The sequence below is a fragment of the Parageobacillus caldoxylosilyticus NBRC 107762 genome, from assembly GCF_000632715.1.
Taxonomy (GTDB): domain Bacteria; phylum Bacillota; class Bacilli; order Bacillales; family Anoxybacillaceae; genus Saccharococcus; species Saccharococcus caldoxylosilyticus.
In genome coordinates, this window is record NZ_BAWO01000037.1 from 1 (window position 1) to 14,396 (window position 14,396).

Here is a 14,396-nt window from a genome sequence, read left to right on the forward strand (position 1 = left end):
ACCTGATAACCATGCGGTTTTTCAGCATTTTTATCGCTAGAAACATTGATTTTATCAGGTTGGCCATTTTGGCCATCCTTGGTCGGCCATAACCCCAGAACCTCAAAAATTTTATCGGTTATACGATAATGGATTTTAGCTGGCAAGCCTTTTAGTTCTTTTTCGATAAGACCCAGCTTGACTAATTCGGCTACTTTTCGTCTTACTGTTCTTTCTGGAATTGTTGTATTTTCTGAGAGTTTTTCATCTGTACAGAAAAACCATTCACCGTCTACCAGTTCTCCTCGACTAGCCCAATATTTATACAGGCTAACAATTTCGCTATAAACGACAGCTTCCATCAATCCAATGGCTTTGGCCAAGCGTTTATTCACTACAATTGAGCCATCCGAACGTAATAAATCAATAATGACGTCTTTCATCATGTTCCCGTTTTCCTCCCGTTTCTCCCGAATTTTTCGGGACAAACAAAAGAGCGTGCCGCCGCACTTTTTTAGTACAGCAAACACGCTCTACGCTCTTATCCTTTAATTTATGGAAAAGAGACTCTTGTCCTTTAGTCAAAATATATGGAAAACGAGATTTTCCAAGGATAACCCCTTGCATTAGCCAATGATATGCATTAAAATGAAGACAAAGCATATCATGGTTAATGAGGGAGCTTTCGAGCAGGTGTTTGCCGTAGGTCGGGTACGGCGAACGGTGTAAGGGTGTTGGCAGCACCACTTACACACGCTTGGAAGCTCTTTTATTTTGTCCCGTTTATATTAACTTATTTATATTTTACTATTACTTCCTGTGTCGCGACAAGATTTATTTTCCAAAAATTCGTGACAACCATCCCCGTTTTTTTGTCCTCTTGTCCTCTGTTGTTTTGTCCTCCGTTGTCGCTGCTGTCTCCAACGTGACTTTCTCTTGTTTTTGCGTTCCTTCAATCATCGCTCTTTTTTGTTCCTGTAGCGCTCGAATCGATTTCAAAAGCATCTCATCTCGTTTATTCAATCGTTCATCTATATATTTCTGTTGCGCTATTACCATTTGTTTGAGTTCCTGGATTTCTTTCAATAACGCTTCATATTGACGATCAATCCGATCTATATCGCTTTCATCTATAATTTTCAACTCATTTTCTAGTGGTGTAGCGACTTCCGATTCGATACGAATCGTATCAGATACTTCATTTTTTTGTTCATTTACAAGCATTGATGCGATCCGATCTACTGGCATCCCTGTATCATTAGACATTTCTTTCATACGTTCAAATATTTGAATATCCTTATCGGTAAAGATGCGAAATCCTTGATCATTCTTTATGAATGTATAACCTGCCTTTTCGAGTGTTTGAGCATATTTGCGAACAGTTGGAGTCGCTATACCAACGATATTAGCTATATCTTTTGTAGAATATTCCTTCATTCGTCTTCACCTCATACGATATACATTCGATACAATCCATATCGAATCCTTTATAACATAGGACATTATTTTTTTCTACTTTGATCTTGTTGAAAGTCTTGTTTGAACTCACATAAAAAAAATGGTATTTTTTAGATATAAATAAAAATCCAATACAATTTTTGTTTATTTAATTAATTGTAGTTATCGAAAAATTCTTAGGTGAATAAAAGAGCTAATTTGGGAGGGGTGGACATTTCTTGAAATTAAATATTTTCATCAATAAAGAAATTAATCATTTTATCGAATTAGCAGCAAAAAAAATGGGAACAAGCAAACGAAATGTCATTTCCATTGCTCTAACAGATATTCTTAATAAGTCATATACTCAGGATGAGATTGAAAAGTTAAAAGAATCTATTCAGCTGGATTACGCGACTACCGTGACTATTAACGAACACGTTGCTGAAAAAATTGATCGCATATCTAGATATGGTATTTCAAAAAGGTTATTCTTTGGCTACTTGATCTGTGACTACTTCTATCGTTATTACCATTATTTCATAACAAAAGATGAAATAGATGAGGAGAAAGAAGTGAATACGGAACGAGACTATTTGCAGATCAAGCTCGATAAGACAGTGAAAGATAAAATTGTAGAGTATTGTGAGAAACAATATATTTCTATCAACAGTCTCTTCTCATACTACATCTTAAATAAAGAAATAACTGTAAAGTCGTTCCATATTAAAGAACCAGAGCTGTTATATTTAACCTTAGGGAAAAACGTGAAGGATATGATTCGAAAAAAGGCGATCGAGATGAATGTGTCTTATCGTTTTTTTCTTAACTTGGTGGCAGCTCAGATTTGTCAAGATTTATCTTTGTAAAAAACAGCTAAATTTTGCTGTTTTTTCTTTACATTTCCAATTTATTCTGATAAAATTGTATTAGATTAAAAAAGAGGGAGGGGCTAGTATAAAAATTGCGTCAGAAAATTTAGGATAATAAGTTAATTTTTAAAAATTTAAAAAGGAGGAATATGTATGTTTGACCAACTTCAAGGGCTATTGAATTCTTTGTTTGGAGACATAACGTCTACATTTATCACCTTGTTCGCCATTGGGATTCTTATTTGTGGTCTATTGGCGGCATTTGGTGGAGAAGAAAACCAAGCAAAGTTCAAACGGGGGTTGTTTTTGTGCATCTCTGGGTTGATTGTGTTTTTGCTTGCCCGCCCGATCGTTTACTACTTCCAAAGCAACCTCTAATCGGAGGGGTGAATGAATTTGGCATATGAAACACAGTCAATTGCTGAACGAAGGGAACAGTTGCGGGAAGAGGGGAAGATAGAGCTACCTCTAAACGTTGATACCCGAAAGTATTTACTCTCTTTCATTCGTTATCGAGACGTGCTGATCTCCCTTCCTTTACTGATTGCTGGCATTGTGGCACTGTATATCATCCATCGAACGGGAATCGGCATTAATTCGCAGAACGTGATTGTCTGCTTTGCTCCCTGGGCAACGTTCTTACTGTTGCTGACGATTCAACATCCCGATCGGAAGAACATTTCGTTTTTCGAACACCGGATTGTTTGGCGCATTAAGTACAACAACCGTCAAAAACTGTTTGTTTACACAAAGGGTGATCTGATGGGAAAGAAGAAGGAAAAAGATGTTCGTGAACAGCTCGGCATTTCTAACATTTATTCGGATTGCTATGAGACAACGGATAAAAGATTAGTTAAAGTGATTAAAGTGTCGAGCATCAATCTTTCGTTGTTGAATAACAAAGAGAAACGCATGATTTTTCAAGCATACGAAACTTTCCTCAACGACCTTCCAAAAAATCTGACGCTCCAAATCAGCCAGATCGCGCAACCAGTCAATTTGAAAAACTACTTCCTGTTCATCCAAGAGCAGACATCCCAAGAACAAGATATGGCGAAAAAATTGTTGGCGAAAGGATATCTTGATTTTATCGACGATATTCAAAAGTCTAAGAACATGGTATCTCGAAACCGATATGTCATTATCTCAAAACCGTTTACAGTGCAAAACAGAGAAAGTGTACTAGAGGAACTCGACAGACAAGCAAGAATCCTTGTTTCTCAAATCGAGAATATGCTCGGCGGTCGCTTTCAGCTGAAAGCAGAAGTCTTAAACAACGAAGAGTTATTCCATCTCATCTACACCTGTGTTGACTACGAAAATGCACAAGTCAATGCGGAAATCAAAACAAGTACATTCCCGATCACACTGGGGGAAGAGACATATAGAGAGATGAAAAAGAAATGGGAGAAAGAAGTAACGGAGAAAATCATTTAAGCCAGGGGGAAGGACGATGAGACTTACACTTCCTTTTTTCCGAAAAAAGAAAGAAGAGAGTTTGGAGGAATCGTATTACAACGCTAATGAACATATTTTGAATTTGCTTTCTCCTGACAGTATCGAAGAAAAAGAGAGTTATGTCCGTTCGGGTACGAACTATACCCGAACACTTGTTGTTGTAGAGTATTCATCCATTATTGTGCAGGAATACATTCAACGCTTGAATGACTTGAGCGATAACATCAGCGTCATTCAATACATCATGGAGTATGATTCTTCAGAAGTGCGGAGACATCTATCAGAAAGCATTAAGCAAAACAGTCAGAAACTATATTCCAAATATGTCAATGATGCAGGAAAAGCCGAAGCACAAGCGCAGATCGACAGTGCCAGAATGTTGCTTCATCAGCTGAGTTTCAAGAACGAAAAAATGTTCATGTTCCAAATGTTAATTCACATCGTCGCAAGCAACCTCAAAGAATTAGATGCACTAACTCAACAAGTCAAGGCCATTGTTGGCCCGTTTGCTAAGACATTAACCCCAACAACAAGAATGAAAGACGCTTTTGACAGCTTTCTGCCAATAGGCAAAAACAAAGTATATGATCTTACATATCGCCCGATGAATGCCGAGGCTGTTTCTTATTTCTTTCCATTCCACGAAAACGAGATTTTTGATGAAAAAGGCATTATCAAAGGTCGCAACATGACGACCGGCAACGTGGTAATCGTGGACGACGATTTGCTGCTAAACCGTCATGAATTTGTGATCGGTATTTCCGGTTCGGGAAAATCCACTTACATTTTTCAAGATATGATGCGGAAGTACATGTTAGGACGCAGAATCATTGTGATCGATCCGAAAGGAGAATTTGGCGAGATATTTCGTACACTCGGCGGCGAGTGGGTGAAAATCAGCTTAAAAGGCGGGAACATCATCAATCCGTTTGACATTCCGAAGAATCAACATGGAACAGAAGAAGGAAATCCACTGATTGCTAAAATCAGTACCTTGTTGACGATGTTCCGCCTTATGTATCCGCAGATGACGGATTTGCAGGAAGATGTCTTGTCGAAGTTATTAATTGAGCTGTACGCCAAGTTTGGCATCACGGAAGAAACAGACGTAAATGCACTAACGTTAACGGACGTTCCGATCATGGAAGACTTCTATCATTTTCTTGAAGAAATCAAGGAAACAACCCCTGAAGAGTATGAACACGTAAGGGACTTCCATACCACGTTGCACGCTTATGCGAAAGGCATGTTTGCCAAAGTGTTCAATGGGCATACCAATGTGGATGTTTCTAATCCACTTGTCGCTTATGATATTTTTGACCTTCAAAACCGGGAAAAAGCACAACGAGTAGTGTACTTCAATTTATTATCGCACATCAATTATGACATTTTAAACGGAGACCGTCGACCAACGCAAGTGTATATTGACGAGGCGCATATCATCGCTGACCCGAAAGTGCCTCTGGCGATGGAATACGTGTATTTCATGATGAAAGTCTTAAGATCGTTTAACTGCGGAGTGACACCGGCTACCCAGTCTATTAAAGACTTTCTGTCCGCGAAAGATGATAAACGAAACTACGGGGAAGCCGTGATTTCGCAAGCCATTCAACGTTTGTATCTGCCGATGCAAGAAGTAGAAATCAACTTCCTGGAAAAAGATCTTGGGCATCAATTCTCTGAAGAGGAGCGAACGACACTAACGGTCGTTGAAGGGCGAAAAGACGAGCAAGCAGGTAAGGGCATCTATTTTGTCGGCTCGAAAAAAATCAAATTGGAAGTGCAGCTGACCGATATTGAAAAACAACTATGGTTTGAACGGAAGAGTTTAAGTGAGTTGATCGTATGAAAGATGTCATACGCTCTCTACTTCTTTGGAAAGCAAGTCCGTTGATTTGGATCGGGGCAGGGGTTCTGTTTATCATCGTACTCATTAGTGCCATCAGTAACGCTATTTTCGGGGAAGAAGAGAGCTTCTCCAATATCTCAGGCGGAGTAGCAATGTGTACGAAGGGAAATGTGGATGAAGCAAGGATTGAAGAAGTACTATCTAACGCCGGAGTATTCACTGGAAAAAAAGAAGTATTTATGAACGCAGCTGAAAAATACGGCATTGATCCCGTGCTACTTATCGCCATTGCGTTGCATGAAACAGGATACGGAACATCCCCTGCCGTGAAAAACAAAAACAATCCTGGTGGTATTATGGATCCAAGCACGGGAAAGTTAAAAGTATTTGATAGCCTGGAAGACGGCATCGATTTTATGGCAGGAAACCTCTATCGAGTGTATATATCTCAAGGATTAGTAACGATTCAACAGATCGGAGCGAAATATGCTCCTATTGGAGCAAACAATGACCCGACAAATTTGAACAGAAACTGGGTTCCGGTGGTCACCAAGATTGCAAATGAACTAGGTGGCCTCTCGATGAACTGCGAAGTCATGGGGACAGGAGAATTCGCGCTGCCTACCGGTTCGATGAGCATCACGTCCAATTTTGGATATCGGAGTGATCCGTTCGGAGGCGGAACGGAATTTCACAAGGGAACAGACTTCGCTTGTTCGCGAGGCGATGCGATTTATGCAGCTGATGTGGGGCAAATTGTAGTGTCCGTGAAGTCCGGATATGGTGGCGGATACGGGCACCATGTCATTATCAGCCACGGCGATAAATTCACCTTGTACGGCCACATGGAACATGTTGATGTAGACATAGGAGACACGGTGCAGAAAGGACAGAAGATCGGTACTTGCGGAACAACCGGTTCCTCAACGGGATACCACTTGCATTTTGAGGTTCAGCTAGGCGGCATCTATGGTGAAAGAGTAGACCCAATGACGTACTTCCAGCCAGCAAATAAGGAGGAAGATGAATGAGAATCACCGTTACTAACCTTGTGTTAATCGCTCTTCTATTGATTGCAGGAAGCTTTAGCTTCCTCTTGTATACGGACCTTCAGGAAGCCAAAGCAACAATTGAAAAGTATCAAGACATTGAAAAGCTGAATCAACGATCAGAGGATTTTATCGAAGCGTTGGTTTATGGGAAACATAAAAAGTATCTGACCGGAGAACAACTGGCGCGATATGAAGCTGGCCTGAAAGAGCATGGAGAACCAACGGAAAAAAACATGGCGAAAATAAACGAATTTAAAATTCATCAGCTGTTCACAAAAAAACAGAAAAATAAAGATGATGAGGCGGAATCGTATGCCATTGTACAGATTCGCTATGAAACAGATGACCCTAATCAATACGGTGATGACTATATTCATACATTAACGGTCAACTCTCATTGGGTGAAAGACGCTGGGGAGTGGAAAGTCGATCATATAGATATGGCTTTGCTTGAAGACAGCCGGGACGAAATGTTGCGGAAACAAGCTGAAGAAGCGCTGCGGAAAGCTGGCCAAGCAAATTAAAGAAAAGGGGGAGGGGAAAAGTGAAGCTAACGCCGGAACGGCGTAGACAGATATATCAGATCACGCAAAAAATACTCGCTGTCTACGATCGTTTTTTCTCTTTTGTACTTAAGCTGTATGAAAAGCCGGTGGAGCGAAAGAAAAGAGAGTTTTTCCTCACGTATCGCACAGAAATGACGGAGGAAGAAATTCGGGAGTATCAATATCGATTGACGGCGGGTTGGACAGTTATCTTATTTATCTTCATTTTGCTTTTGCTAGAGATCGGGGGGAGAATCTTTGGCTAAATTTGTTCGAGTCCTAGTCGTTGCGTTTCTGTTGTCCTTGGTGATCTTTCCAACAGCAAGTTTCGCGGAAAAGGGGGATTTTTATGAAGATAACAAAACATTTTTTGAAGAGCCAGGAAATTTAGATGATGAGAATAGATCGTCAAGTGCTTATATTGAGATTCTAAAAAACTATGATCAAAACAGTCAAACGATTGAGTGCGGGAAATTTCAGGTCACTTGTCATATCTACAAATTCATCTTTGAAACAGGCGTTTCAGCGCTGGAATTCGTTAAAGAAATCATGAAAAAGACGATCATTTCTCCTACAGACATCATCCAGAATCCGTTGTATGAAAGATACCAAGATGGGCTGTTCACGTTATCAAAAACTGTGTTGGCGATCTTTATTGTGTTTAGTATGACGAAGATCATGAGTCTCCGCATGGCTGATGCGAATGACGGTCCGATTGTCATGAACGAAAAACTTGTAAGCATCTTTGTGATCTGTGTGTTCCTGTTCTTGTACGAATCCATCATCCATTGGATTTTAAACTTCCAAGAAAAGCTCATGTCTGAGATTGTTGATACAATTCAAACTAAGGATATGGTATTGAATATGATCTCCAATATATTGCTTTCTCCTGGGGTATTTGCTTTCATCGCTGTCTTAGTCATCGGAATCATTCTGGTGGTTCTAGCGCTACAGTTTTTCTATCGAATCGCTCTGGTTGCGATCTTGTATATTGTTGGCCCGATTGCTATTGTTACGAAAATTAATGATACTTATAACTTCTTCGATTTTTGGCTCAAACAATTTATCAGCGCGTTTCTCACGTTGGCTTTGCAATTGATCGCTACGGCAATTGGGCTGCAACGCTTTTTTGAGAGACCGCAATACTTTGGTGATACGACCAATTTATTTATCGGAACAGCATTTTTTATTCTCGCTGTAACGTTGCCATCCCTCTTGGGTCAATGGGGATTGAGTACCGGTTCAGCCCGTTCGGTTATGTCTGGGGTGAAAACCATTGCCAAAGTGGCAATAAGACGATAGGAAGGATGATAGACATGAAAAAATGGATGATAATCGGCACAGCTGTTTCATTGATACTCCTGTTTGGATGTCAGAACAATCAAAAAGAAGTACAAAGTACAAAGGTAGAGGAAAAAACAAAGGCGAAAGAAGACAATTCGAAAGAAAAAGCAGAAAGCGTCTTTACGAAAAAAGATCGTCAAATCGCGAAAGAAAAAGCTGAAAAATTCATTGTCCTTCTCACGGAATTTCATGGTCGTTCTATTTATCCCAACGATCGATATAAAGCAGTTTACGAAGAATTAACCAAAAAAGCTCGTGAACAAAAATTGATCCATCCAGATACACAATTTATAAATTTAGAATACAATACGACTTTTGTTGAGCGTACGAAAGAAGATAGTAAATTAATTCTTCGTCGAGATCGTTTCCAATTAGGTGATAACTTCAGAGAGATTTATTATACGTATTTAGATGTTCATGAGCTAAATTTACCTATCTCGTATATATCGGTTAAAGGAGTAAAACATGATTCTGTCATCCGATTTGTTAAAACAACAGACGGAGAGATTTATATCTTGGACGCGCCAATGTTGGAAGGCATGGACTTGGAGGCAAAAGATGAAGATGCCTATTATGACGAGCACAACCGCAAGGAGATAGAACAAGAAGTCAAAGAAGAGCTGAATATTCAATGAGTGAGGTGAGATCGATCATGCAACAATTCACCATTAATAAATATGGCGAGGTCGAAGTGGAACAAAACGAACTTCGGTATTTTATTCCAATTGCATATACAGAAGCCAGTGAACTAGATGAATTGGAAGAGGCATATCGAAGAAAAGGAAAAGAACTAATGGACTCCCCGTATTACTTGTTTGCAAACAACCTCGAATTAGTACGAAATCGCTTCTGTTTTACGTTCCAGTTAGAGGAAATGAAGGCTTTTCACTATATTCGGCAGTTTCCTTTTGAGGAACAGTTATACTATCTTCGTTCGTTAGTCGAACTGGCGAAAAATATTGAACAGACACCAGTTTTGTGGGATAAAAATAGCCTTCTCGTGGACTTGACGGACGGAAAAATTAAAACGTTCATCTTTGGATTCGATAAACATCCGATTCATGTATCGCAAGATGTAGTGGACGGACTAAAAGAAACGATTATCCTGGCTTTGACGACGCTTCATCGTGTGTTGGGGAAACCAAGACGGATTGATTTCATCGATCAACGGGAGATCGTCATCCGTTTTGCGGAAAACATTTTGCACGGAAAATCCGTTAGTGAAATCGGTCGAGTTGTAGAAGATACGATCTTGGAAATTGAACGTCAGTTAGAACAGGAGAAAAAAGAACAGCCGAAACCAAGCGTCTTTGAGGCCTTTAAGAAAAAATGGAACACAAAAAAAGAAACGGCTGCTACTGTTGAACAGCCAGTCTGGCGTTTCTCCAAGAAAAAATCGAATCTTTCGGCACCATATGAAAAGAAAAAGTCGATTTGGGATAATAAATACGTGTATCTTTCTGCTTCGGCACTCGCTTTGGTCATTCTCATTGGAAACTCAACAGGGGCATTTGATTTTTCCAAGCCTGAAGAAGCAAAAGCTAAACAAGAACAGACAGAAGTCATTCCATCTAACAAGCTCATCGGTATTTACCGGCAGGCAATTACGGGAGACAAACAAAAAGCGTTAGATCAATTGGAGCGATTGGGATTTGATAATCTGAGCAAGAAAGACCAAAAAGTGATGTTGAGTCTATATGAAGAGACAGGACAGTCCGAAAAAGCGATTAAGCTGAAGCCGGAATATGCGGAAGAAGTCGTGAACGACTTAATCAGTAATCAAAAGTACGACGATCTACGAACGCTGCAAAGTAAAATTGATAATCCAGTTGTTAATTTCGAGGTCGCTTTTTTAGATAAGAAATGGGAAGATGTAGTCCGATTAAAAGACAAAGTGAAAATGACCGACAGACAGGAAAAACAATTATTAAGCGCATATCTTCATTTGGGAAGAATGGATGAAGCTAAAAAATTGGCTGCGGAATCTCCTGAACTGAGCCAGAAAGTCCAGGATTTCGAGATGAAGAAAAAACAAGTCGAGGATTTGAGAATGCAGGTGCAACAGGTGCAAAAAAATGAAAAAGACGCGAAAAAACGTGATGAACAAGTGAAAAAACTGAACGAACAAATTAAGAAGCTGGAAGCAGCGATCAACAACATCTAAAGAAGTGGAGAGGGCGGTTACTTCACCCTATCCACTTCTTTTTTGGGAGGCTGGATGTTCATGTCTTTCACGGGTTGCTGCATCCGTTGTATCATGTTCTGGATAAACTCTTTATTGATTTTCTTAGGGATGTATCCGATTCGTTCGCGAAGGATGTTTTCGATGATAAAGCATTTTCTCGTCCAGTATTCGTATTCTTTATAGGTATACTGTTCTGCATCAGAAAATTCTTTTGCTCCTTGCTTCAGCGCCTGGATAAAGATGTACCGGTTGTTGTACGTATCTGATCGTTCTTTTCGTGCCAATTTTAAAAGGCAAAGTAATTCGACAGTGGATAGTTTCATCAGTTCGGGAGTGGGTTTTTTAGCGTCTTCGATCGTCGGGTGCTGTTGAGGAAGGAGATTTTTTCTTTTTCCGTTCTCCTGGACTTCGCTTCGATCAAGCTTCATTTTGCAAAAACCACAATAATAATGATGATGGTGATTTTGCACTCCACTTCCGCAGTATGGGCAAGTTTTCATATCTCTCCCTCCGATTATACATTCTTTTGAAAAAGCCCCTTTTCCTTCCGAATGAGTTCAGAAATGGTTCGTTCGCAAAGAGGAAAAAGAAGAACACCGTAATTCAAAGCGTTATAAAGAAGTCATACAACAACTAAATGGGAAGGGAAGAGGAATCCCCATCATCCCCAAGAGCAGAACTCTAAAAATGTTTGGTTTATTGTAAAATCCTTTTGAATTTCTTTTATAAACGTTTCAATTTCCTTTAGTGTCACTGGGTCAATTTCATCAGCATAGTCACAACATTGATAATGAATAAACTGTAAGCTTTTCAACATTTGCTCCGGACTAATTAATGGTTGTAAGGATATGTTTATCGAACGAATTTGCATTTCCGGAAAATTAACCGGTTCTGAGTATCTACGCTCAAAGTTTTGACGATTTAAAGATTCCCATTTAACTAAACGAGCAAATATTACTTCATCCGATTCACCTTTCCAGGCTTTTAAGAATTTGCCTACTCTTTCAAACGTTTCTTGACCTATTAGCATTACACTCATTCGTTCTTCCTCCTTTTTGCCTTCCGAATTGATTCAGTTCTCCAAAGGGGGATCAATTTCGCCCTTTTGGCATGGAGAAGCGCAAAACACGCATAGCTAAACAGTCAAGGGTTTCAGCAAAAAAGTTTTTCCTACATTCTTTTCAATCAAAGGAAAAAGTTTTTTGCCCCTTGACTGTTTGGCTCGCCGACTTACCTTCTGGTCGGAAAGGTTCGGGTGTCCTGCCGGCCAAGAAGGTTAGTCGGCTTGCGTTGTTTTACGATTCGGAAGGCAAAAGGGCGAAAAAAATAAAAAGCCCTAGGGTTCATCCTAGAGCTTCTGAGTGATCTGTTCTCTTAAGCTGTTTCCAAAATGCGCATATTTTTATGTACAAAATATTTCAATAAATTTAAATTGATGAAATATTGTTATAAATCGAAAATCAATATATATTGATGAATAGAAGTATAATCATATCGTCGAGGAGGTTTTCCGTATGCTCAAAAAGCTGGCGGCGTCGCTTGGAGCCTTCGTGATGGCATTTGGTGTTTTCTTCACTTCGCAGGCGCATGCTGTTGCTAATTTTGGCCCTGCTTCTTGGCGGACAGAAGATGGAAAATATGAGTTGACCGTGAATGCTACTTCAACTGAACGTGCTATCGCTATTTACGTCTATGATGTCTGGTATGTTAACTACAATAACAACTACGCAAAACGCCCGGCAGATTTATCCGGATTATCTGTAAGATTGTGCAGTGCGTCGACCGGAAATTGTACAGCATTTAAAAAGTTTGGTCAGTATTACGTGAATGGCTATGAAGGTTCGGTTATTTTCTATAATATGATTCCAGAAACGTACTATGTGGATATTGTTGATAGTTGGCCAGCTTACTATTTTAAAGGCAAAATTTCGGCATCCCGCAGTGAGTGGTGATTTTTGATGGAAAGTAAATGATTTGTATTTCGTCATCCAGAGGGCATTTGGCCCTCTTTTTTCATGGTTTTGTAGTGGACTTGCGAGCGATACTTTCACGGAAGGCGAAAAGGGGAGGTATCCTGAATTTTTCAGCACCCCTTTAAAAAAAACGGATTCTCAGATTGGCGTATAACGCGTCTTCAACCGCAAAGTAATGGTTTTATATTCGGAAGAGAAAAAACGTCTCTATAGGGCATTTATGGCTTTTTAAAACGTATACCCCATTGTTCAATCAAAATTTTGCTATATTTTTTCCTCGATCATTGCTTCTATTGCTCCAATAAATGCTTGGCAAAGCTTTCAACGGTGTATTTTGACCAATACGGAGTTCCAGCGATTAATAAATCCTCTTTAGGAAACTTTCCTCTTTTGCGGTAAACAGCAATCTTGTTTTGTGGAAAATGAATTCCTTTATCCTCCAGATAACGTGCAAAATCACTTTGGGTGTAATAGTCCTGGGAGTCTCTAATGATCGAGAAGTTAGGGTTTTTGATTAAATGCGTTTCGTTCTTGAAGAATTCCGCGATTAGTTGCAACGCAAATTCCAGCCATTCATCCTCAAGGTGCTGATATAGTAATTGGAGCGAGAATGCTTCCTCATTCGGTTTTTCAAAGAATCGAGCCAATTGCAAAAATGTCTTTTCTAACTCACTTAATGTCGAGGAAGTTTTCAATACTTCTTTATTGGATTCATCCAGTAAAGGTTTTAATTGAGGAAATTGATTGATGATCTTTTGTGTAGTATTTTTCATTTAATCCACCTCTTTGTTGTAAGTTACTACAATAATAGCATAAAATGTTGTATATCACAACATTTTTTCCTAAAATAAATGGCTGTTTTATTGCAACGCTTTAAAACAGCCCATTTTTGAAAAGCTCGATGCTATTCAAAAATGGAGAAAGGGGAAGAAAGAAAAAGAAGAAGGAAGGAGGAAGACCTTCCTTCAGGAAAAGAATCCTCTTTCTTTGAGGGAAGTGTATTCTGCTTTGTAGTTGATGACTAGGTGATCGAGAACTTCAATCCCTAGTATCCTTCCGGCTTCTGCAAGCCGTCGAGTCATTTCAACATCTTCTTTCGATGGAGTGACGTCACCACTTGGATGCTGATGTGCGACGATGATGCTAGCTGCGTTATTGAGGATGGCTGCTTTAAAGACTTCTCTTGGGTGAACGATGGATGCGTTGAGAGAACCGATATGGCAGCGATGAACTGCAACGACTTCGTTTTTGGTATTGAGGCACATAACGAAGAACACTTCTCTGTCATCGTCGCCGATGAAATGCGCGGCAACTCTTGCTGCATCCTCCGGACAACGGATGATGTATCGAGCTTCCACCTCCTGAACGACTTGTTTAATGCGTTGGATTTCGTAGATTTTTTCCATGGTCGAACACTCCTTTCTTTGTTTGGCGACGGGGGAATTTTTGCGCAAGGCGGGTAGAAGGGTGCGGAACGAAGTGGAGCATACGAAGTATCAAGCGATTCGCTGACGGCTTGCGGGAAGCCCAATGACTTAGCAAGCCTTAAAAGCTATGCTTTTTAGGGTTGGTTAGCCGACTTGGCTTCCCCAAGCCGTCCGAAGAGCGCAGACCCTTTACGCGCCTAACAAGCAAAAATTATAATGGGGAGAGGCAAAGGAAGGAGCGTACTTGGGAAGGAGGTAAAAAAATAAAACGCATT

17 protein-coding genes are annotated in these 14,396 nt (G+C 39.9%); 11 read left to right on the forward strand and 6 right to left on the reverse strand.

Features of this window, described 5'->3' with window-relative positions:
• Nucleotides 1-425: helix-turn-helix domain-containing protein (locus tag GCA01S_RS11010; protein ID WP_042409964.1), on the reverse strand; the 425-nt coding region annotated here is incomplete at its 3' end.
• A 388-nt stretch (nucleotides 426-813) separates the two neighbouring features.
• Nucleotides 814-1,416 (reverse strand): DUF3967 domain-containing protein, encoded by a 603-nt coding sequence (locus tag GCA01S_RS11015; RefSeq protein WP_042409965.1) that lies wholly within the window; start codon nucleotides 1,414-1,416, stop codon nucleotides 814-816.
• Nucleotides 1,417-1,655: 239 nt separating this feature from the next.
• Here GCA01S_RS11015 and GCA01S_RS11020 point away from each other — a divergent pair, with 239 nt between their 5' ends.
• From GCA01S_RS11020 to GCA01S_RS11065, 10 genes are all read left to right on the forward strand, one after another.
• Entirely contained in the window at nucleotides 1,656-2,285 is a 630-nt protein-coding gene (locus GCA01S_RS11020) for a hypothetical protein (protein WP_042409967.1), read from the forward strand.
• Nucleotides 2,286-2,441: 156 nt separating this feature from the next.
• Nucleotides 2,442-2,666: a hypothetical protein gene (locus GCA01S_RS11025; RefSeq protein ID WP_042409968.1), complete on the forward strand. Its 225-nt coding sequence runs from the start codon at nucleotides 2,442-2,444 to the stop codon at nucleotides 2,664-2,666.
• A gap of 12 nt (nucleotides 2,667-2,678) precedes the next feature.
• Nucleotides 2,679-3,725 (forward strand): hypothetical protein, encoded by a 1,047-nt coding sequence (locus tag GCA01S_RS11030; RefSeq protein WP_042409970.1) that lies wholly within the window; start codon nucleotides 2,679-2,681, stop codon nucleotides 3,723-3,725.
• A 16-nt stretch (nucleotides 3,726-3,741) separates the two neighbouring features.
• Nucleotides 3,742-5,595 (forward strand): VirB4 family type IV secretion system protein, encoded by a 1,854-nt coding sequence (locus tag GCA01S_RS11035; protein ID WP_042409972.1) that lies wholly within the window; start codon nucleotides 3,742-3,744, stop codon nucleotides 5,593-5,595.
• Complete coding sequence (locus GCA01S_RS11040; protein WP_042409973.1) at nucleotides 5,592-6,626, forward strand: peptidoglycan DD-metalloendopeptidase family protein; 1,035 nt, start codon at nucleotides 5,592-5,594, stop codon at nucleotides 6,624-6,626. Before GCA01S_RS11035 ends, GCA01S_RS11040 begins: the two co-directional genes overlap by 4 nt.
• Entirely contained in the window at nucleotides 6,623-7,171 is a 549-nt protein-coding gene (locus tag GCA01S_RS11045; protein WP_042409975.1) for a hypothetical protein, read from the forward strand. Before GCA01S_RS11040 ends, GCA01S_RS11045 begins: the two co-directional genes overlap by 4 nt.
• 20 nt (nucleotides 7,172-7,191) lie before the next feature.
• The gene (locus GCA01S_RS11050; protein WP_042409977.1) at nucleotides 7,192-7,458 is read left to right on the forward strand and encodes a hypothetical protein; all 267 of its coding nucleotides are present in this window, start codon (nucleotides 7,192-7,194) and stop codon (nucleotides 7,456-7,458) included.
• Nucleotides 7,451-8,494 carry a conjugal transfer protein TrbL family protein gene (locus tag GCA01S_RS11055; protein ID WP_042409983.1) on the forward strand — a complete coding sequence of 348 codons (1,044 nt, stop codon included), beginning with the start codon at nucleotides 7,451-7,453 and terminating at the stop codon, nucleotides 8,492-8,494. Before GCA01S_RS11050 ends, GCA01S_RS11055 begins: the two co-directional genes overlap by 8 nt.
• Nucleotides 8,495-8,508: 14 nt before the next feature.
• Complete coding sequence (locus GCA01S_RS11060; protein ID WP_236927538.1) at nucleotides 8,509-9,171, forward strand: hypothetical protein; 663 nt, start codon at nucleotides 8,509-8,511, stop codon at nucleotides 9,169-9,171.
• Between the two features lie 17 nt (nucleotides 9,172-9,188).
• A complete protein-coding gene (locus GCA01S_RS11065) occupies nucleotides 9,189-10,700 on the forward strand; it encodes a hypothetical protein (RefSeq protein ID WP_042409986.1) in 1,512 nt (503 codons plus the stop codon).
• A 17-nt stretch (nucleotides 10,701-10,717) separates the two neighbouring features.
• On the opposite strand, the gene GCA01S_RS11070 is transcribed toward GCA01S_RS11065, so the two are convergent.
• Together GCA01S_RS11070 and GCA01S_RS11075 are read right to left on the reverse strand one after the other, a co-directional pair.
• Complete coding sequence (locus GCA01S_RS11070; RefSeq protein ID WP_042409989.1) at nucleotides 10,718-11,221, reverse strand: hypothetical protein; 504 nt, start codon at nucleotides 11,219-11,221, stop codon at nucleotides 10,718-10,720.
• A gap of 161 nt (nucleotides 11,222-11,382) precedes the next feature.
• Entirely contained in the window at nucleotides 11,383-11,760 is a 378-nt protein-coding gene (locus GCA01S_RS11075) for a hypothetical protein (RefSeq protein ID WP_042409991.1), read from the reverse strand.
• A 475-nt stretch (nucleotides 11,761-12,235) separates the two neighbouring features.
• Between GCA01S_RS11075 and GCA01S_RS11085 the strand changes: the two genes are divergently transcribed.
• Nucleotides 12,236-12,673: a hypothetical protein gene (locus tag GCA01S_RS11085; protein WP_042409997.1), complete on the forward strand. Its 438-nt coding sequence runs from the start codon at nucleotides 12,236-12,238 to the stop codon at nucleotides 12,671-12,673.
• A gap of 311 nt (nucleotides 12,674-12,984) precedes the next feature.
• Here GCA01S_RS11085 and GCA01S_RS11090 read toward each other — a convergent pair whose 3' ends face one another.
• Both GCA01S_RS11090 and GCA01S_RS11095 read right to left on the reverse strand, forming a co-directional pair.
• Nucleotides 12,985-13,467 (reverse strand): hypothetical protein, encoded by a 483-nt coding sequence (locus tag GCA01S_RS11090; RefSeq protein WP_042409999.1) that lies wholly within the window; start codon nucleotides 13,465-13,467, stop codon nucleotides 12,985-12,987.
• A 192-nt stretch (nucleotides 13,468-13,659) separates the two neighbouring features.
• Nucleotides 13,660-14,100 (reverse strand): JAB domain-containing protein, encoded by a 441-nt coding sequence (locus GCA01S_RS11095; protein ID WP_071997951.1) that lies wholly within the window; start codon nucleotides 14,098-14,100, stop codon nucleotides 13,660-13,662.
• Nucleotides 14,101-14,396 lie beyond the last annotated feature (296 nt).

Excerpts from the sequence above, each read along its gene's own strand:
- GCA01S_RS11015 (WP_042409965.1), bottom strand. The coding sequence starts at position 1,416 with ATGAAGGAATATTCTACAAAAGATATAGCTAATATCGTTGGTATAGCG.
- GCA01S_RS11025 (WP_042409968.1), top strand. The coding sequence starts at position 2,442 with ATGTTTGACCAACTTCAAGGGCTATTGAATTCTTTGTTTGGAGACATA.
- GCA01S_RS11030 (WP_042409970.1), top strand. The coding sequence starts at position 2,679 with ATGAATTTGGCATATGAAACACAGTCAATTGCTGAACGAAGGGAACAG.
- GCA01S_RS11035 (WP_042409972.1), top strand. The coding sequence starts at position 3,742 with ATGAGACTTACACTTCCTTTTTTCCGAAAAAAGAAAGAAGAGAGTTTG.
- GCA01S_RS11040 (WP_042409973.1), top strand. The coding sequence starts at position 5,592 with ATGAAAGATGTCATACGCTCTCTACTTCTTTGGAAAGCAAGTCCGTTG.
- GCA01S_RS11045 (WP_042409975.1), top strand. The coding sequence starts at position 6,623 with ATGAGAATCACCGTTACTAACCTTGTGTTAATCGCTCTTCTATTGATT.
- GCA01S_RS11060 (WP_236927538.1), top strand. The coding sequence starts at position 8,509 with ATGAAAAAATGGATGATAATCGGCACAGCTGTTTCATTGATACTCCTG.
- GCA01S_RS11065 (WP_042409986.1), top strand. The coding sequence starts at position 9,189 with ATGCAACAATTCACCATTAATAAATATGGCGAGGTCGAAGTGGAACAA.
- GCA01S_RS11070 (WP_042409989.1), bottom strand. The coding sequence starts at position 11,221 with ATGAAAACTTGCCCATACTGCGGAAGTGGAGTGCAAAATCACCATCAT.
- GCA01S_RS11075 (WP_042409991.1), bottom strand. The coding sequence starts at position 11,760 with ATGAGTGTAATGCTAATAGGTCAAGAAACGTTTGAAAGAGTAGGCAAA.
- GCA01S_RS11085 (WP_042409997.1), top strand. The coding sequence starts at position 12,236 with ATGCTCAAAAAGCTGGCGGCGTCGCTTGGAGCCTTCGTGATGGCATTT.
- GCA01S_RS11090 (WP_042409999.1), bottom strand. The coding sequence starts at position 13,467 with ATGAAAAATACTACACAAAAGATCATCAATCAATTTCCTCAATTAAAA.
- GCA01S_RS11095 (WP_071997951.1), bottom strand. The coding sequence starts at position 14,100 with ATGGAAAAAATCTACGAAATCCAACGCATTAAACAAGTCGTTCAGGAG.